The sequence below is a fragment of the Pseudomonas avellanae BPIC 631 genome (assembly GCF_000444135.1).
Taxonomy (GTDB): domain Bacteria; phylum Pseudomonadota; class Gammaproteobacteria; order Pseudomonadales; family Pseudomonadaceae; genus Aquipseudomonas; species Aquipseudomonas avellanae.
Map to the genome: position 1 here is coordinate 21,900 of NZ_ATDK01000040.1, position 17,786 is coordinate 39,685.

16 protein-coding genes and 1 pseudogene are annotated in these 17,786 nt (G+C 59.9%); 6 read left to right on the plus strand and 11 right to left on the minus strand.

Going from position 1 to position 17,786, the window contains the following annotated elements; translation table 11 throughout:
* The first annotated feature begins 257 nt into the window (after positions 1-257).
* Entirely contained in the window at positions 258-1,358 is a 1,101-nt protein-coding gene (gene gbcB / locus DW49_RS0101300) for a glycine-betaine demethylase subunit GbcB (protein ID WP_005613920.1), read from the plus strand.
* Between the two features lie 267 nt (positions 1,359-1,625).
* Here gbcB and DW49_RS0101305 read toward each other — a convergent pair whose 3' ends face one another.
* The 3 genes and pseudogenes from DW49_RS0101305 to DW49_RS1000000134490 form a co-directional block, all read right to left on the minus strand.
* Positions 1,626-1,892, minus strand: a complete 267-nt coding sequence (locus DW49_RS0101305; RefSeq protein ID WP_003382388.1) for a hypothetical protein — start codon at positions 1,890-1,892, stop codon at positions 1,626-1,628.
* Positions 1,893-2,015: 123 nt separating this feature from the next.
* The gene (locus DW49_RS0101310; RefSeq protein ID WP_005613921.1) at positions 2,016-2,246 is read right to left on the minus strand and encodes a DUF6124 family protein; all 231 of its coding nucleotides are present in this window, start codon (positions 2,244-2,246) and stop codon (positions 2,016-2,018) included.
* A 241-nt stretch (positions 2,247-2,487) separates the two neighbouring features.
* Positions 2,488-2,625 (minus strand): annotated as a pseudogene (locus DW49_RS1000000134490) (DUF6124 family protein); the annotation flags it as partial.
* Here DW49_RS1000000134490 and DW49_RS0101315 point away from each other — a divergent pair.
* The gene (locus DW49_RS0101315) at positions 2,624-3,460 is read left to right on the plus strand and encodes a 23S rRNA (adenine(2030)-N(6))-methyltransferase RlmJ (RefSeq protein WP_024420764.1); all 837 of its coding nucleotides are present in this window, start codon (positions 2,624-2,626) and stop codon (positions 3,458-3,460) included. The pseudogene DW49_RS1000000134490 and the gene DW49_RS0101315 sit on opposite strands and share 2 nt — an antisense overlap.
* Positions 3,461-3,874: 414 nt before the next feature.
* Here the strand turns inward: DW49_RS0101315 and msrA are convergent, their stop codons facing one another.
* The 6 genes from msrA to DW49_RS0101345 all read right to left on the minus strand — a co-directional run bounded on the left by msrA (position 3,875) and on the right by DW49_RS0101345 (position 12,967).
* Entirely contained in the window at positions 3,875-4,522 is a 648-nt protein-coding gene (msrA, locus tag DW49_RS0101320) for a peptide-methionine (S)-S-oxide reductase MsrA (RefSeq protein ID WP_005613924.1), read from the minus strand.
* A gap of 146 nt (positions 4,523-4,668) precedes the next feature.
* Positions 4,669-7,362 carry a sensor domain-containing phosphodiesterase gene (locus tag DW49_RS0101325; protein WP_024421078.1) on the minus strand — a complete coding sequence of 898 codons (2,694 nt, stop codon included), beginning with the start codon at positions 7,360-7,362 and terminating at the stop codon, positions 4,669-4,671.
* 249 nt (positions 7,363-7,611) lie between these two features.
* Positions 7,612-9,024 (minus strand): multidrug transporter subunit MdtD, encoded by a 1,413-nt coding sequence (gene mdtD / locus DW49_RS0101330; RefSeq protein WP_005613927.1) that lies wholly within the window; start codon positions 9,022-9,024, stop codon positions 7,612-7,614.
* A 9-nt stretch (positions 9,025-9,033) separates the two neighbouring features.
* Positions 9,034-10,359 (minus strand): TldD/PmbA family protein, encoded by a 1,326-nt coding sequence (locus DW49_RS0101335; protein WP_005613928.1) that lies wholly within the window; start codon positions 10,357-10,359, stop codon positions 9,034-9,036.
* Complete coding sequence (locus DW49_RS0101340) at positions 10,359-11,801, minus strand: TldD/PmbA family protein (RefSeq protein ID WP_005613929.1); 1,443 nt, start codon at positions 11,799-11,801, stop codon at positions 10,359-10,361. Before DW49_RS0101340 ends, DW49_RS0101335 begins: the two co-directional genes overlap by 1 nt.
* A gap of 125 nt (positions 11,802-11,926) precedes the next feature.
* Positions 11,927-12,967, minus strand: coding sequence for a threonine aldolase family protein (locus tag DW49_RS0101345; RefSeq protein ID WP_005613930.1), 1,041 nt, complete (start codon positions 12,965-12,967; stop codon positions 11,927-11,929).
* A 100-nt stretch (positions 12,968-13,067) separates the two neighbouring features.
* Here DW49_RS0101345 and DW49_RS0101350 point away from each other — a divergent pair, with 100 nt between their 5' ends.
* Entirely contained in the window at positions 13,068-13,814 is a 747-nt protein-coding gene (locus tag DW49_RS0101350) for a TraX family protein (protein WP_005613931.1), read from the plus strand.
* 95 nt (positions 13,815-13,909) lie between these two features.
* On the opposite strand, the gene DW49_RS0101355 is transcribed toward DW49_RS0101350, so the two are convergent.
* Complete coding sequence (locus DW49_RS0101355; protein ID WP_005613933.1) at positions 13,910-15,106, minus strand: class I SAM-dependent rRNA methyltransferase; 1,197 nt, start codon at positions 15,104-15,106, stop codon at positions 13,910-13,912.
* 298 nt (positions 15,107-15,404) lie between these two features.
* Here DW49_RS0101355 and DW49_RS0101360 point away from each other — a divergent pair, with 298 nt between their 5' ends.
* The 3 genes from DW49_RS0101360 (at position 15,405) to DW49_RS0101370 (ending at position 17,503) form a co-directional block, all read left to right on the plus strand.
* On the plus strand, positions 15,405-16,217 hold the full coding sequence (locus DW49_RS0101360) for an HDOD domain-containing protein (protein ID WP_183144944.1): 813 nt from the start codon (positions 15,405-15,407) through the stop codon (positions 16,215-16,217).
* Positions 16,218-16,262: 45 nt separating this feature from the next.
* The gene (gene mutM, locus DW49_RS0101365; RefSeq protein WP_003379359.1) at positions 16,263-17,075 is read left to right on the plus strand and encodes a bifunctional DNA-formamidopyrimidine glycosylase/DNA-(apurinic or apyrimidinic site) lyase; all 813 of its coding nucleotides are present in this window, start codon (positions 16,263-16,265) and stop codon (positions 17,073-17,075) included.
* An 89-nt stretch (positions 17,076-17,164) separates the two neighbouring features.
* Entirely contained in the window at positions 17,165-17,503 is a 339-nt protein-coding gene (locus DW49_RS0101370; RefSeq protein ID WP_005613935.1) for a hypothetical protein, read from the plus strand.
* Positions 17,504-17,511: 8 nt separating this feature from the next.
* Here the strand turns inward: DW49_RS0101370 and DW49_RS0101375 are convergent, their stop codons facing one another.
* Positions 17,512-17,763, minus strand: coding sequence for a YfhL family 4Fe-4S dicluster ferredoxin (locus tag DW49_RS0101375; protein WP_002555640.1), 252 nt, complete (start codon positions 17,761-17,763; stop codon positions 17,512-17,514).
* Between the last annotated feature and the right edge of the window lie 23 nt (positions 17,764-17,786).

Sequence of the window (17,786 nt, forward strand, 5' to 3'; positions counted from 1 at the left end):
ATGTGGCTGATACGGTTGTGGTCAAGACGATAGATCAGTCGTTCACGCTTATGACCCTTGATGGCGAGTGTGGAGCCGGGCGCTTGGCGAACCTTATCCATGGGCGACATGGCCCAATCTGTTCCCGACGCGACAGCCCTTGTTCTTCGGGGCTGGTCGCGGTAAGTACGTGAATGTCGTTGATGGATAAACGGCCGCTTCGCGCGTTACGCAGAATCGGCACATGAGAGGCCGACAGTCGGCCGTGGAGATCACGTATGTCCCAAAGCTTCCTCAGCCCGGTTACCACCCAGACATGGGCCAACGGGCGTCACCTGGTTCGGGTCGTCAAGGTGATCCAGGAAACCTGGGATGTTCGCACCTTTTGCTTCATGGCCGACCAGCCGATCATGTTCTTTTTCAAGCCCGGGCAGTTCGTGACCCTGGAGCTTGAGATCGACGGCGTGCCGATCATGCGCTCGTACACCATCTCCAGCTCGCCATCGGTGCCCTACAGTTTTTCGATCACCGTCAAGCGCGTGCCGGGCGGCAAGGTCTCCAATTACCTGCATGACACGCTGAGTGAAGGGCAGGAGCTGGCGGTGCACGGCCCGGTCGGGCTGTTCAATGCCATCGACTTCCCGAACCCGAAAATCCTCTACCTCAGTGGCGGTGTCGGTATCACCCCGGTGATGTCCATGGCGCGCTGGTTCTACGACACCAACGCCAATGTCGACATGGTCTTCGTGCACAGCGCGCGCTCGCCAAAAGACATCATCTACCACCGCGAGCTGGAGCACATGGCTTCGCGGATCGACAACTTCAGCCTGCATCTGGTCTGTGAAAAACACGGGCTGGGCGAGCCGTGGGCCGGTTATCGCGGCTACCTGAACCAGAAAATGCTCGAGCTCATGGCTCCGGATTTCATGGACCGCGAAGTGTTCTGTTGCGGGCCGACGCCGTACATGACCGCCGTCAAGCGCCTGTTGCAGGAAAACGGCTTCAACATGGCCCAATACCATGAGGAGTCGTTCGGAGCGACACCGCCCGAAGCCCGCGCCGATGCCGTCGAACAGGCAGAAATCGCTGCCGACGCACCTGATGTTGACGCCGCTGACCTGCATCAGGTCGAGTTCACCGACACCGGCAAGAGCATCCGCGTGGCTCCGGGCGAAACCGTCCACGCCGCCGCCGCCAAACTCGGCCTGATGATCCCCAAAGCCTGCGGCATGGGCATTTGCGGCACGTGCAAGGTCATGAAGCTGAGCGGCGAGGTGGAAATGGAACACAACGGCGGCATCACCGACGAAGATGTTGCTGATGGCTACATCCTGTCGTGCTGCAGCGTGCCGAAGGGGGATGTGCGGATTGAGTATTGAGACAGGACGCAGAGCGTCGGACGATAGTTGAGATTATCGTTGCGCACGCTCCAGCTTCGGAATGCAGTGGGTGACGCTCTGCGTCACGAATCTGCGCCGCGCCGCAGACTCAAGACCTGACGCAGAGCGTCCAGAACTGCATGCGACGCGGAGCGTCGCACGATAGTTGGGGGTATCGTTGCGCACGCTCAAGCGTGGGAATGCAGTGCGTGATGCTCTGCGTCACAGATCTGCGCCAAAACGCGTAGTCAGGATCTGGCTGGGGCTTCATGACCCCTTCTGGCTCTGCCTGTAAACCGCCAGCGCGGGCAGCAGTTGCTGGTCGATGGCCTGGCGGACGGCGGGGAGGAGGGTAGCGCTGCCGCTCAAAAGTTGTTCTACCAGACGCCGCAGGGCTGTCGCGCGCTCGGCGTTCAGGCCGCAGACGGCGTGGGCGCAAGCCTGTTCGGCTGTGGCGCCGCCGGGTGTTTCGAACCCCAGCGCTCTGAGTTGGCCGAGCAGGTCTTCCTGGTCAATCAAATCTGCGTGCATCATGGCGTCTGTTCCTTTGGTCGGGCTTTTTTTCGATTCTGGTCGGGCCGCCTGCCAAGGGCAAGTCCTGTGCGTCGTGCATGGCAGGATTGACTACAGGTGCGTCGTTTTCAGTTCAGGTCGTGGTCATTGGGTTTGCAGGTTTTCTATCGTGTTGTCGACCATGACTTTTGCCATTTCCACCAGGTGCATGATCGTCAGCGTCATGTCTCGCTGTGCGCCGTTCATGCTGTCGCTGAATTCGTAGGCACTGGTTGAGGCGCAGCGCAGCAGGTCACTGGCATACATCAGTGCGTCTTCGTGGCTAATGGTGGGGCTGGCGCGGTAGGGGGGTGGATCGGGGACGAGTTTGAGCATGTGATGTGTCTCCTGGAGTTTTAAAAGACCATTACCGTCGGCTACTAAGCGAGGGTGGTGATCATGCGCAGGTAGTAGCCCGGTCCAGGAACCCCGGTGCATCCGAAGATGCCCCACGCACGACCACCATAAAAGTGCAGGCCGTTGAAAGCACCTTGCACGAGGTGGCGCGATGCGCCTGGATAACGAGGGCTACTAATCCTCATCGCTGAATATGCAGCGACGGGCGCAGAGTAGTCATCGAAATCGGCAGGCACAATAGGCCGGGAGTTTCTCGGAAATTTCCTTCAAGTGATACAGACAAGTCCCGCAAATTCGTTACAAATTCTTGTTCGTTGCTCAGGTTTGCTAAACTGCGCAGCTTGCCAGGAGCTGCCATGAATTACCGTCACGCCTACCATGCCGGCAACCACGCCGACGTGTTCAAACACCTCACCCTGACTCGCTTGATCGCCCTGATGGCGCGCAAGGAGCAGCCGTTTGCCTATCTCGATACCCACGCCGGGCTCGGGCTTTACGACCTAAAAGGCGATCAGGCTACCCGCACGGGCGAATGGCTTGAGGGCATCGGCCGTCTGTGGAACACTCCGGACCTGCCAGCGCTGGCGGCCGATTACATGCAAGTGCTGCACGACATGAACCCCGATGGCGAGCTGCGCTATTACCCCGGCTCGCCTGAACTGGCCCGCCGCCTGACCCGCGAGCGCGAGCGTGTGCTGCTCAATGAGAAGCACCCCGAAGACGGGCGTCTGCTCAAGGAAAACATGAAGGGCGACCGCCGTGTGGCGGTGCATCTGGGTGAAGGCTGGCATGTGCCGCGTGCCTTGTTGCCGGTTGCTGAAAAGCGCGCGGTCATGCTCATCGACCCGCCCTTCGAGCAGCTCGATGAAATGAAGCGCTGCGCGGTGGCGCTCAAGGAAACCATCGCGCGTATGCGCCAGACGGTGGCTGCGATCTGGTACCCGATCAAGGACCCGCGCCTGTTGCGACGTTTTTATCAGGACCTGGCCGAGACCGGCGCACCCAAGCTGCTGCGCGTCGAACTGTACGTCCACCCGCTGGACACCCCGGCAAGCCTGAACGGCTCCGGCCTGGCCATCGCCAACCCGCCTTGGGGCCTGGAAGAAGAGCTGCGCGAGTTGATGCCGTATCTGGCCGACAAACTGGGCCAGACCCAGGGCGGCTGGAAGATGGACTGGTTGATTGCCGAGTAGGCGTGCCTGCATCCAGAACTGCATGCCCACGCAGAGCGCTCAGCGTGACACACAGTTCCTGACAGGCTTTAGAAGACGGTGTAGAGCGGACCGGGCGACGCTTCGCTGCCGGGAACCGGCAGCAAAACAAGTACGCACGGCGTATCAGGCACAATCAAGGTGGCCTGTTTCAGGGCCGCTTCGCAACCCTTCGCGGACGAGTCCGCTCCCACGCCCTGCGGGCAGAAAAGCGTTGTGTGGCAGCGGACCGGGCGACGCTTCGCTCGTCCGCGATCTGTGTGTTTTGTGGGAGCGGACTTGTCCGCGAAGAGGGTCGTACATCCGCAAAAAAACTGTCGCCCCCACCATCGCCTTCGCGGACAAGTCCCACACAAGCGCTCCTTGCCCTCCGGGCAGAAGCCCGAGGGGAGTGCCTCAAGCCGGCAGACAAACCCCGGTGCCGCCCAGGCCGCAGTAGCCCTGCGGGTTTTTGGCCAGGTATTGCTGATGGTAGGTTTCGGCGAAGTAGACCGTCGGGGCTTCTTCGATTTCAGTGGTGATACCGCCCAACCCGGCTTTGCTCAGCTCGGCCTGGAACGCGTCGGCGCTGGCCTTGGCGGCTGCGAGTTGCTCAGGGGTTGTGCAGTAGATCACCGAACGGTACTGAGTGCCGATGTCGTTGCCCTGGCGCATGCCCTGGGTCGGGTTGTGCGCTTCCCAGAACACTTTCAGCAGCGATTCATAGCTGATTTTCTCAGGCTTGTAGACGACCAGCACCACTTCAGTGTGGCCAGTCAGACCGGAGCAGACTTCTTCGTAGGTCGGGTTCGGTGTAAACCCGCCCGCATAACCTGCAACGGTACTTACCACACCTTCCTGTTGCCACAGGCGACGTTCGGCGCCCCAGAAGCAACCCAGACCGAAGATGGCGAATTCCACGTTGCTGGTGAACGGCCCCAGCAGCGGGTTGCCGTTGACGAAGTGCGTTTCCGGGAGCGTCATCGGTGTTTCACGACCCGGCAGTGCTTGTTCAGCGGTAGGCAGTACGTTTTTGTTCACAAGAATTTCCGAGCGCAGAGTCATGAACCATATCCTCTCGTTTAGAGACGGCAGCAGGGGCCAGGACGGATGAATACAAGTACATAGGTCCCGTTACACGCAGAAACAAGTGCTGCCGTGTAATAACAGACCAACAGTGTGCCCCAGAGAGCAGGGTGCAGGGAAGGTTGTCAGGCAGACGGGCGACGAGGGTAACGCGTCAGTTTTTCGATCAGCTCTTCGCCGGGGATGGGCCTGTCGAACAGGTAACCCTGGCCGACATCGCAGCGATGGCGACGCAGAAACGCCAGCTGGGCAGCGGTTTCGATGCCTTCGGCGACCACTTTTAGCTTGAGGTTGTGAGCCATGGCGATCACCGCCGAGGTGATTTCCATGTCGTCTTCATCGTCCGGGATGTCGCGGATGAAGCTGCGATCGATCTTGATCACATCGATGGGGAATTTTTTCAGGTAGCTGAACGACGAGTAACCGGTGCCGAAGTCATCCATGGCCAATGACAGGCCAAGCTTCTTCAGCGAGTCGAGTTGCTGGCGGGTGTCTTCGGTGGCTTCCAGCAGCAGGCCTTCGGTCAGCTCCAGTTCCAGCAGCGACGGGTCGAGCTGTTCCTCTTTGAGGATGGCGGCAATCGAGGACACCAGTTCCGGGTCGGAAAACTGCTTGGGCGATACGTTGATCGCCACGTGCAGGTTACCGAAACCAGCAGCGGTCAGGTCCTTGCTCATGCGGCAGGACTGCCGGGCAACCCATTTGCCAATCGGAATGATCAGGCCGGTTTCTTCTGCCACGCTGATGAACTGGTCCGGACGGATCATGCCTTTTTCAGGATGATTCCAGCGCAGCAGCGCTTCCATACCCAGCAATCGGCCGGTCAGCAGGCACAGCTTGGGCTGATAAAACACTTCCAGCTCATTCTGGGTCAGCGCGCGGCGCAGGTTGTTCTCGACGAACAGCTTGTAGCTGGCCTCGGCATTCAGCGCCTCGGTGAACACCTGAACCTGATGCTTGCCGTTGGCCTTGGCCTTGTGCAGGGCCAGCCCGGCGTTTTTCATCAGGGTTTGCGGGTCGCGACCGTGCAATGGCGCGCAGGCCAGACCCACGGAGCCGGTTACGCTAATCAGCTGGTTGTCGACGAACATCGGCTTGTCCAGCGTCGCCAGCACTTGGCTGGCGGTGGTCTGCCCGGTTTCCTGGCCGGTGTTGTCCAGCAGCACGGCGAATTCGTTACTGGCAAAACGCGCCAGCACGTCGGTCGGGCTCAACGTGTTGCGCAGGCGGCGCGCCAGGCTGATCAGCAGCTTGTCACCTGTCTGGTGGCCGAGGCTGTCGTTGATGCGCTTGAAGTTGTCGATGTCGACCAGCAACAGGCTCATCGGCGTGTCGGTGTCGCGGCCAAAGCGTTCGTCCAGATTGCGGATGAAGGCCGGACGGTTGCCCAGATTTGTCAGGTTATCGGTGTACGCCAGGCGCTCGATGCGCTGCTGCGCGAGCTTGCTCTGAGTGATGTCTTCATAGATGCCGATGTAGTGCGTCAGCTCGCGGTTGTCGCCGTACACCTTGGAAATCGACAACTGACCCCAGTAGGGTTCGAGGTTCTTGCGGCGGCTCTTGAACTCGCCCTGCCAACTGTTGCTGTTGGTCAGGCTGGAGTTGGCCTCGAGCAGCAACTGGTTGAGGTTTTCCAGCGCGGGCAGCTCCGACAGCTTGTTGCCGGAGACTTCCTCGGAGCTATATTGAGTGATCGCCGTGAAGCTTGGGTTGACGTACTCGACCACGCCATTGCAATTGACCAGCAAAAAGGCGTTGGCGCTTTGTTCGACGGCGCGCTGGAACAGGTGCAACGCATTGGTCGCAGCCCGGCGGTTATGGTTGTTGATGACCTGAGCGAACTGATCGGCCAGTTCGCCAGCAAACGCGATTTCGTCGGACTGCCATTCACGCGTCGAGCCCGACTGCTCCAGGCAAAGCACACCAATGACTTGCCCGTCGATACGGATACTGGCGTCCAGGACCGCGCGCGTCTCTCCAGGTCTCAGGCTTATCGCCATTTCCCGGGTGCGCGGGTCTGTCTGGATATTGCTGGCGTCAATCGCCCTGCTGGTATTCAGGGCTTGCAGATAAGTAGGGTAGGCGCTGATGTCAATCGCCGTACGGGTCTGGTAGTCGCCACTTTCCCGACGATAGCCGGTGATCGGCTCAAGACGCTTGTCGTTGAGGTTCCAGATGCTGGCGTGATCGACATCGTAGATATCGCACGCGCTTCTGGTAATCAGTTCTGCCGCTTCCAGCAGGGTATTGGCCGTGGTGTAACGGTGGCGGGTCAGGCGCAGGATAAGGTCTTGCTGGGCGCGCACTCGTTCAAGGTGTGCAAACTGGTCACGCTGGGCACGTTGGTTGAGTTCCAGGGCAATCTGCAGCCGTGAGTTGCGGGTTTCCAGCTCAGAGTCAGTGACCGATTCGCCCTCGGTGACACGGTCTTCCACGATCATGAAATAACCGCGCAGCAAATGACGATTGTGCTGTTTGTAGGCTTCGCCGATTTCGAGCAGGCCAAGCGGGCCTTTAGGGCTGTGCAGCGTATAGCGGATCAGGTAATTCGGAGACGAGGCCAGTTGCAGTTGAATGTCATCGTGCAGTTGATAACGTGCTTGCGGCTCCATGAGGCTGGCGTAAGGGGATCCAATCAGGGCGCAAAGGTCAACAGCCGACAGCCCGAGCTGTTTTTCACAGTTCGGGTCGAGAAACAACAGCGCCCAATTGGCTTCATTCAGCCGCTCGAAACGCAGCATGCCCAGGCGCGATGGCATCGGCAATTGCGTCACTACCTCGGCTGCGGATCTACCGGCAGCATCGGTTTGGCTTTTCATGAACAAACTCGCTTCCGGAATACTAGTCGCGACGGGGGGTAAACCCACGCTCGCTTATGGCAAGGTTGCATCATGCGGCCCATGCTTACAAGAGACCACAGTGGCTTAGTGCTATAAAAGTGTCGGCCGCAGGCGCAGGTTCTTCAATGTAACTGGTCGGATACTCGAAATTACCTGTTTTAAGCACAAAACCCCTGTTTTCAGGGGATATCGGCCGTGCGGGTTCAAGCTCTTCGAGAGGGCGTGCGGTCAGGTCTTCGCCGCCTTTACCTCTTTGGGCGGCAATTGCAGGAAGATCCCGGCTGCGAACATGGCCAAGACTCCGACGCTCAGGAAGGTCAGCTGGAATGCACCCAGCACACTGCTGACCTCGCCGCTGGTCACCTCTTCACTGAAGCCGCCCAGCAAGGCCGCAGCGCTGGCAACCCCAAGGCTCAGCGACAACTGCGCCACTACCGAGAGCAGGCTGTTGCCACTCGCGGCGCTGGCGTCGTCCAGGTCGATCAGGGTCACGGTGTTCATCGCCGTGAACTGCAAGGAGTTCACCGCGCCGAGCAGCCCCAGGTGTATCAGCAGAATCCAGTACGGCGTTTGCCCGTCCACCAGCGCCAGACTGGCCAACAGAATGCCGAGCAGCAATGTGTTGCTGGTCAGGATGACCCGATAACCCAGGTGTTCGATCAACCAGCGCGCCACGGTCTTGGCGAACATGCCCGCCGCCGCCAGTGGCAACATGCTCATGCCGGCCTGCGAGGGCGAATACCCCAGCGCGACCTGCAGCAGCAACGGCACCAGAAAGGGCAGGGCACCGCTGCCCAGCCGCGCGAACAGGTTGCCCATGATGCCCACCGCAAACGTGCGGGTGCGAAACAGCGATGGTGCAAACAGCGGCGACTCGATGTGTCCGGCCCGCAACCAGTAGGCCGCCAGGCAGCCCATCCCGGCAAACAGCAGCAGCACCACGCGCATGTGCGGCAGGTGCAGTTCGCCCAGGCCTTCCAGCGCAATGGTGATCAGCACCATCGCTGCGCCAAACAGAATAAAGCCGATGCCGTCGAAATGCGTTCGGCCACCGCCAGGCAGATCAGGGATGAAGTGCTTGACCGCGTAACAGCCCAGAAGCCCGACCGGAATGTTGATCAGGAAAATCCAGTGCCAGCTCAGGTACTCGACCATCCAGCCACCCAGCGTCGGGCCCAGTAAAGGGCCGAGCAAGCCGGGTATGGTGATGAAGCCCATGATCCGCACCAGCTCTGATCGCGGGTAGGCGCGCAACACAATAAGCCGCCCGATGGGCACCATCAGCGCGCCGCCAAGCCCCTGGATAATCCGCGCCGCGACCAGCATGGTCAGCGAGTTGGACAGTGCGCACAGCAGCGATCCGAAACTGAACAGCAAAATGGCGCTGAAAAAGATGCGTTTGATCCCGAAGCGGTCGGCAATCCAGCCCGAGGCCGGGATCAGCAGCGCGATCGTCAGCATGTAGGCGATGACCACCGACTGCATGCGCAGCGGATCTTCTGCCAGAGAGCGGGCCATGGACGGCAGGGCGGTATTGAGAATCGTGCCGTCCAGGCTTTGCATGAAGAACGCAATGGCGATGACCCAGGGCATCCAGCGCAGGGTCTTTTCGTCCATGATCGGCGCTGCTGAGTTCTGCATAGGCTCCTGCTATAACGTGAAGGTGATGTGGCTGACCAGCGCACCCGGCAGTTGAATGGAGCCGGTCTGGCGCTGAGTGTAGGTACTCGATTGCAGGATCAGTTCCCGCTCGCGGGTCAGGTCTTCCAGCGCGCTGCCCAACAGGCTGTAGGCGCTGTCATCGAAGCGCATGGTACTGACCGGTGCGACGATCCTGCCCTCTTCGACCCAGAACGTTGCGAAACGTGTCATGCCTGTCAGACGCGCGGCGGCTCTATCCGAGAAGTTCAGGTACCACAGGTTGCTGATGTAAAGCCCTGTGCCGAGCTTTTCAAGCACCTGATCGAGCTCCAGCGAACCACCGGTAATGTCCAGCGCGCTGGGCCATTCACCGTAATCCGCGCCATTGGCGGGCAGGTCGTATTCGGCAGCACTGCTTGAATCCACCAGCCGTTCACCGGCCTGACCATCGACGATCAGCGTCAGGTCCTTGCGCGGGTAGCCTTCACGCGAGAACGCCGGCGAAAGCGAGCCACTGACGTGTTCTTCGACACTGAATAACGGGCTGAACCGGGTGTCACCGTCATACAGCCGTTGCAGCGGGCTGCGTTTGCTGGCCAGCGCCTGCGCGGAGAAGCCACCCCAGGTGAGCATGCCGATTATTTCATCCACGGCTGCCGGTGCCAGATAGGCGCGGTATTGGCCCGGTTCAAGGGTGTGCAGCGGGCGACCGAGAAACTCAAGTTGCTCACGCGACTGCTCAAACCGTCTTACGAAGGCCTCATTGTTCCAGTGATGACCGGCATAGTTGGCTTTCACCGCCTGCCCGTTCTCATGAAACAGGCTCCAGTCGAAATTGAAGCTGTTGGCCTGATGCCAGCCCAGCGCGCCCCAGGAACTGGCGAAGCCTCGATACAGCGGGCCTGCGGCATAAAAGCCCACCAGATCCAGTTCGCTCGACAACTCGCAGATCTGCTCGACGACCTGTGCAGTGTCGGGCAGCGGCAGGTCCTGAACGTTACTGCTCTGCCAGGCTTCGGTGTTGGGCAGCAGATATGGGTCTTTCGCCAAGGCAGGCAGCGTTTCGCGCAATTGCTGCAAGGCGTCGGTCAGGCGCTGGGTGTCTGTCTCTGTATCGCCGGAAAGTGTCACTTCCAGATTGGCATGCCGCTCATCATCGATCAGCTTGAACGTCGCGATGACCTGCTGCACGCGGCCGGCCTGGCGTACCTGGCCGTGGTTGAAGCGAATGAAGTCCGACGCTTCGGCGTCGTAAGCCAGGGTGAAGTGTTCGGTCGGGCTGATGGCAGCCTTGAGCATGGCGACCAGCGCCTCGAATTGCTGTTGGTGCGACATCAGGCGTCTCCTCCGAATACATCGACATTGGCAAACACGCACGCCGGAGAGGCGTGACCGACACGGATCACCTGGTTGGGCTCGCCCTTGCCACAATTGGGTGTGCCGAGCACTTTGAAGGTGCTGGCATCGCCGACAGCGCTGAGGTTTTTCCAGAATTGCGCGGAGATCGCCCGATAGTTGGGGTTTTTCACCACGCCCTTGAGCTCGCCGTTTTCAATCAACTGACCCCATTCACAACCGAACTGGAATTTGTTGCGCGCATCGTCGATAGACCATGAGCGGTTGCTCGACATCAGAATGCCGTGCTCGATAGTGCCGATCAGGCCATCCATCGACTGGTCGCCCGGTTCGATGTTCAGGTTGGCCATACGATCGATCGGCGCGCGATTCCAGCCACAGGCGCGGCTGTTGGCAACGCCGTCCATGCCGCTGCGGTACTGCGACAGTGCGCCACCGAGCGGACGCTGCAGCAGGCCGTCGCGGATCAGAAACTGCTTGTTCGCCGGGGTGCCGTCGTCATCGTGCGCGTAACTGGCCAGTTGTTCGGGAATGTCCGGGTCGAAGGTCACGTTCAACAGGCTGGAGCCGTATTGCAGCGTGCCGAAATCCGAGGTCTTGACGAAGCTGGTGCCTGCGTAATTACGCTCGTCACCGAGAATCCGGTCCAGTTCCAGCGGATGGCCGATGGACTCGTGAATCTGCAGCACCATCTGGTCGGGCATCAACAGCAGGTCGCGCGGTCCTGACGGCGTGTTGGGCGCGAGGATCAACTGCAAGGCCTCATCGGCCACCCTTGCAGCGGAGCCGATCAGCCCGCAGTTGCTGAGCACTTCGATGCCGCCTTGTTGGCCGAAGTTATGGCCGCCCAGTGTGCGGGTCTGGCTGTCGCGGCCGTCGTAGGCGGTCACGCTCATGCCGGGAAACACAAAACGCTGTGCCTGACGAAGCTGCGCACCTGCGGTGTTCAGGTAGATCTGCTCGACGGTTTCCAGCCCCAGAATGGCCCGCCAATTGACCAGACGCTCGTCTTTCGGGACTGCGCTGGACTCAGCCATCAGCAGGCCAATGCAGTCGCTCAACGGCGGGAAGACTTGGTCCATGTTCGGTGACAGGTAGTCAGCCCTGGCGGTTGAAACGGCTTGCTCGCTCAGGTCCAGCAGCGCGTGCGGTGCAAGGCGGCGGGCCAGTGCTTCGGCCTGATGCAGGGCTGCCTGCAAGCCCTGGCGGGAAATGTCGTTGGTGGCGGCGTAGGCTTCAACGCCATTCAGGCGCACGGTGAGCATTGCGCCTTCATCGCTGCTCAGCGACGGTGGCTCGGCCACATTCTTGCGCACACACAAGCGTTGGCCGGTGCGGCGCACATAACGTACGGAAAAGAATTGCGCTTCACTCTGCAAAGCAGCGAAATGCTGCTCGAGCCGGGCGGAGAAATCGAACATGCAGACAAACTCCTTCTTGAGGGTGGTCGGTGAAGTCCGGAAGGCCTTTTGAGCCGATTGCCTTTGAGAGGGATATTACCCCCAAAGATTGCCAGGCTGTACTTGCAAGCATTGAGCCAGACGCTTCAGCCCTGCATCACCAGGCGGATGTCCGCTGCGAGTTCACGCACGCGGTCTTCTTCGGTGTCCCACGAACACATGAAGCGCGCGCCGCCATTGCCGATGAAGGTGTAGAAGCGCCAGCCCCTGGCCGTCAAGGCTGCGATGGCAGGCTCCGACAGTTGCAGAAACACGCCATTGGCCTGCACCGGGAACATCAGTTCGACGCCGGCAATGTCCTTGACCAGATCAGCCAGCAACTGCGCGCACCGGTTGGCGTGGCGAGCATGTTTGAGCCACGCGTCGTTTTCCAGCAGGCCAACCCAGGGCGCGGACAGGAAGCGCATTTTCGACGCCAATTGCCCGGCCTGCTTGCAGCGGTAGTCAAAATCGACGGCCAGATCGTGGTCGAAAAACAGGATCGCCTCGCCCACCGCCATGCCGTTTTTGGTGCCGCCGAAGCACAGCACATCAACGCCGGACTTCCAGGTCAGCTCGGCCGGCGATGCATCCAGAAATGCACAGGCATTGGAGAAACGCGCACCGTCCATGTGCAGGTGCAGGCCCAGTTCCTTGCAGGTGGCGCTGATGGCCTTGAGCTCTTCTGGCTGATAGACGCCGCCCACTTCCGTGGCCTGAGTCAGGGTTACGACGCGCGGCTTGGGGTAGTGAATGTCCTGACGCTTGAGCGCCACTTCACGAATCGATTCCGGGGTCAGCTTGCCGCCAGGGCTGCGGGCAGTCAGCAGCTTGGAGCCGTTGGAGAAAAATTCCGGTGCGCCGCATTCATCGGTTTCGACGTGAGCCGTTTCCGAACAGATGACACTGTGGTAACTCTGGCACAGCGAGGACAGCGCCAGTGAGTTGGCCGCTGTGCCGTTGAAGGCAAAAAACACTTCGCAGTCGGTTTCGAACAGGCGGCGGAAATCATCCGAGGCGCGTGCAGTCCATTGATCGTCCCCATAGGCACGTTGATGGCCCTTGTTCGCCTGCTCCATCGCGGCCCACGCTTCAGGGCAGATACCGGAATAGTTGTCACTGGCGAACTGTTGGCTTTGGTCTGTCATGGCCGATTCCTTATGGGCAATTATGCTGCGCACTGTAGCGAACAAAGAGGGGGGCGGTCATGCTTTGCATGCACGACGCGCCCACACATTCAGGAGTGATATGGATCTTTCCAACCCGCCTTTTCTGCCCGGACGCAATAAGGCGCTGGACCTGCTCAAGTGGCTGGCGATGCTGAGCATGGTGCTCGATCATCTGCGCTATGTGGGCTGGTCGATTGATTTTCTTTATGTGCCAGGACGTTTCGCCTTTCCCTGGTTCTGTCTGGCGATTGCGGTAAACCTGTCACGGCGCAGCGCAGCCCTTGTGGCCCCGCGTGTGCAATGGCGGTATCTGGGCTGGTTGTTGGCGTTCGCCGCGCTGTCGGAAATTCCGTATCGACTCTTCATGGCGGATGCGACCGTGCTGAACGTGATGCCGACCCTGTTGCTGGGGTTGTTGATTGCTCAGGGCTGGCAGCATCGCAATGTAACGACCCGTGTCATGGCCATCGTCGCCCTGTTGCTGGCAGCGGTTTTTCAACAGCACTTGATGTTTGGCTTCGCCGGCGTGCTGTTGCCGCTGGTCTTTATGCTGGTGCTGCAAAAACAGCTTTGGTATGCGGTGTTCCCGGCTGCCTTCTGCTTGGCGGGGAACGCCTGGCCACAGATGTTCGCCGGTGCGGCCTGGGGCGATCCAGTTTCCACAGGTTCGATAATTGCCTGTGCGCTGGCGCCGGTGCTGGGCATCGCGTTGCTGCGCAGCAAGCCTGGGTTTGCAGTGATCCCGATGCGGCGCTGGGCCTACGCGATCTACCCGCTGCATTTTCTGATGTTGCTGGGAGTGCGGGCGGTGCTGGAGGGGGTGTGAGAACCGCAACTGCAATTATCGTGCGACGCTCCGCGTCGACATGCCGTTCTGGACGCTCCGCGTCCTCTTTGCGACGCAGAGCGGCCCTTCATCCATCAGCTATTGGGCAGTAACCGGCAAGTAATGCTCTTGATGTAACGCGTCTCGGCAATCGCCGGGTGTACCGGGTGGTCCGGGCCCTGACCTCCGCGTTCCAGCAACTGGATGTTGCGATCCAGATGGCGGGCGCTGGTCAGAAGGATGTTCTGCAAGTCGTCTTCCGGCAGGTGCATGGAGCACGACGCGCTGATCAGGATGCCGTCCTTGGACAGCAGGCGCATGGCCTGTTCGTTCAGGCGGCGATAGGCACCTTCGCCGTTCTTCATGTCTTTTTTACGTTTGATGAACGCAGGCGGATCGGCAACGATGACGTCGAAACGCTCTTCACCGGCTTTCAGCTCTTTCAATGCTTCAAAAACGTCGCCTTCGATGCAGGTCATCTTCTCTGCAAAACCGTTCAGCGCCGCGTTGCGCTCCACGCCATCCAGGGCAAAGGACGAGGCATCGACGCAAGTCACGTCACTGGCGCCAAACGCTGCCGCCTGAATCCCCCAGCCACCGATGTAGCTGTACAGGTCCAGTACACGCTTGCCTTTGACGTAAGGGGCGATGCGCGCGCGGTTCATGCGATGGTCATAGAACCAGCCCGTCTTCTGCCCGGCCGTGACCGGAGCTTCGAACTTCACGCCGTTCTCTTCCAGCGCAACCCACTCCGGCACCAGGCCGAACACGGTTTCGACGTAACGATTCAGGCCTTCCGCATCGCGGGCCGCCGAGTCGTTCTTGAACAGAATACCGCTAGGCTTGATGACCTGAACCAGCGCCGCAATGATGTCTTCCTTGTGGTTTTCCATGGTGGCCGAGGCCAGCTGGACGACCAGAATGTCACCGAAGCGATCAACCACCAGGCCCGGCAGCAGATCGGAATCGCCGAAAACCAGGCGATAGAACGGCTTGTCGAACAGACGTTCGCGCAGCGAAAGCGCCACATTGATGCGGTGCACGAGCAGGGATTTGTCGAGCGCCAGCTTGATGTCGCGCGACAGCAAGCGTGCACAGATCAGGTTGTTGGGGCTCATGGCGACGATGCCTAGCGGCTTGCCGCCAGCCGCTTCAAGCAATGCCTGATCACCGGCCGCAAAACCATTCAGCGGAGTGGCGGCTACGTCGATTTCGTTGCTGTAGACCCACAGATGACCCGCGCGCAGGCGGCGGTCGGCGTTGGCTTTGAGGCGCAAGCTAGGCAGGGACATGACGTCGCTCCTGAAAAAAGAGCGGGATTATAGCGCGTCATCCCGCTGATGCGCCGGGTTGACGACAACTTTCGTAACCTATTATGCCGACAGCGCCTCAATGATCGGGGCTGACCTTTACGCCACGGCGCACAGGGCCTGAAGCTGTCTATCAGCTAAAGTTCCGAGAATATCTTCGTCCCCGGTGATGGACCGTTGCCCCTCAAAAGGGTCAGAATCCACTCACTACCGAGAGTGATTACCTATGTCCGAAGAGCTTACCTCCGAGCAGATCCAGATAGCGTTGCAAGGCATCAGCGTGCCCCCGCAGCCACAGATCATGGTGGATCTGCAGATGGAGCAGTACATGCCTGATCCGGACCTGGGCGCGATTGCACGTCTCATCGCACAGGATCCCGGCCTGTCCGGGGCGCTGCTGAAGATTGTCAATTCTGCGCATTACGGCCTGTCCAACAAGATCGCCTCGATCGACAAGGCGGTGAACCTGTTGGGCAGTCGGACCGTTATCAATCTGATCAACGCGCAGTCGATCAGGGGCGAGATGACCGATGAAACCATCGTAGCACTCAACCGCTTCTGGGATACCGCGCAGGATGTCGCGATGACCAGTCTGACGCTGGCCAAGCGCATCGGCTCGCAAACGGTGGATGAATCCTATGCACTGGGTCTGTTTCATGACTGCGGCATCCCGCTGATGCTCAAGCGTTTCCCCAATTACATGCCGGTGCTTGAAGGCGCTTACGCCAACGCCGGGCCTGAGCGCCGCATTGTCGATACCGAAAACAATGCGTTTGACACCAATCATTCGGTTGTGGGCTATTACACGGCCAAGTCCTGGCGGCTGCCGGCGCACATTACCGACGCGATCGCCAATCATCACAACGCATTGGCGATTTTTCAGGACGATACCAGCCGTAATGCCACGCTGAAAAATCTCTTGGCCCCCTTGAAAATGGCCGAGCATATTTGCCAGTCCTACCAGGTGTTGGGTAAGCAGGACGAGGATCACGAATGGGAAAGCATCGGCGCGCTGGTGCTGGACTACGTCGGGTTGTCCGAATACGATTTTGAATACCTGAGGGAGAGTATCCGCGAGCTGGGCGCGCGCTGATTCTGCACGCTGCCAGCCCTTACTTTCCGCACGACCGAGTGATCCATGCCTGAATTACCAGAAGTCGAAACCACCCGCCGTGGCATCGCGCCGCACCTTGAAGGTCAGCGCGTCAGCCGCGTGATTGTTCGTGATGGCCGTTTGCGCTGGCCCATTCCCGAAGACCTGGACATCCGTCTGTCCGGGCAGCGCATCATTCAGGTGAGTCGCCGCGCCAAGTACCTGCTGATTCAGGCCGAAGTGGGCACGCTGATCAGCCATCTGGGCATGTCGGGCAATCTGCGGCTTGTCGAGGCCGGGCTTCCGGCGCTCAAGCACGAGCACGTCGATATCGAGCTGGAGTCCGGGCTGGCGCTGCGTTACACCGACCCGCGCCGGTTCGGGGCGATGCTCTGGAGTCATGATCCGCACAACCACGAATTGTTGATTCGTCTTGGCCCGGAGCCGCTGACCGACCTGTTCGACGGCGAGCGCCTTTACCAGCGCTCGCGCGGTAAGTCGATTGCCGTAAAGCCGTTCATCATGGACAACGCAGTCGTGGTGGGTGTGGGCAATATCTACGCGACCGAAGCGCTGTTTGCGGCGGGTATCGACCCTCGGCGCGAAGCCGGTGGGATCTCCAGGGCGCGTTACCTGAAGCTGGCCATCGAGATCAAGCGCATTCTGGCCTATGCCATCGAGCGCGGTGGCACGACGTTGCGTGACTTCATCGGCGGCGATGGCAAGCCCGGGTATTTTCAGCAGGAATTGTTTGTCTACGGGCGCGGCGCTCAGCCCTGCAAGGTTTGCGGTACAACGTTGCGCGAGATCAAACTGGGCCAGCGCGCCAGCGTTTACTGTCCCAAGTGCCAGCGCTGAACGACTTATGAACCCTGAGCTACTTGCTTAACCCGCATCCCTGTTTATAGTGATGGCACCCTAATTTGCGACGCCTGAAGGACCACGCCATGAGCCCGTTTCGTATTTTCGCTGCCACGCTGGCGTTGTTCATCGGTTTGCAGGCCTTGCCCGCAGTTGCTGCCGATATCACGCAAGGCAGCGGCGATCCGGTCTACACCATCCAGAACCCGCCCGCGTTCGCCATGATCGGAGACTTGCTGATTGCCCGACCGCTGCTGATCGGCGCGACCATCATCGGCACAGGTCTGTTTGTCATTGCGGCACCCTTTGCGGCGGCAGGCGGCAATCTTGGCGCGACGGGCAAGGCGCTCGTCGTCGATCCGGGCAAGGCGGCCTTTGTGCGTTGCCTGGGTTGCACCGGTGACGGATACGGCAAGCAGCAGTAAGGCCTGGATCAGACCTTGCTGGTGATGATCCGGTACTTGTCCATCAGTTGCTCTTTGCTCTCGACGTGATTTTCATCCAGCGGGATGCAATCGACCGGGCAAACCTGTTGGCATTGCGGCTCGTCGTAATGCCCCACACATTCGGTGCACAGGTTCGGATTGATCACGTAGATCTCTTCACCTTGTGAAATCGCTTCGTTTGGGCACTCGGGTTCGCAGACGTCGCAATTGATGCAATCGTCAGTGATGATAAGGGACATGAATTGCTCCTGCCGCGGCCGAC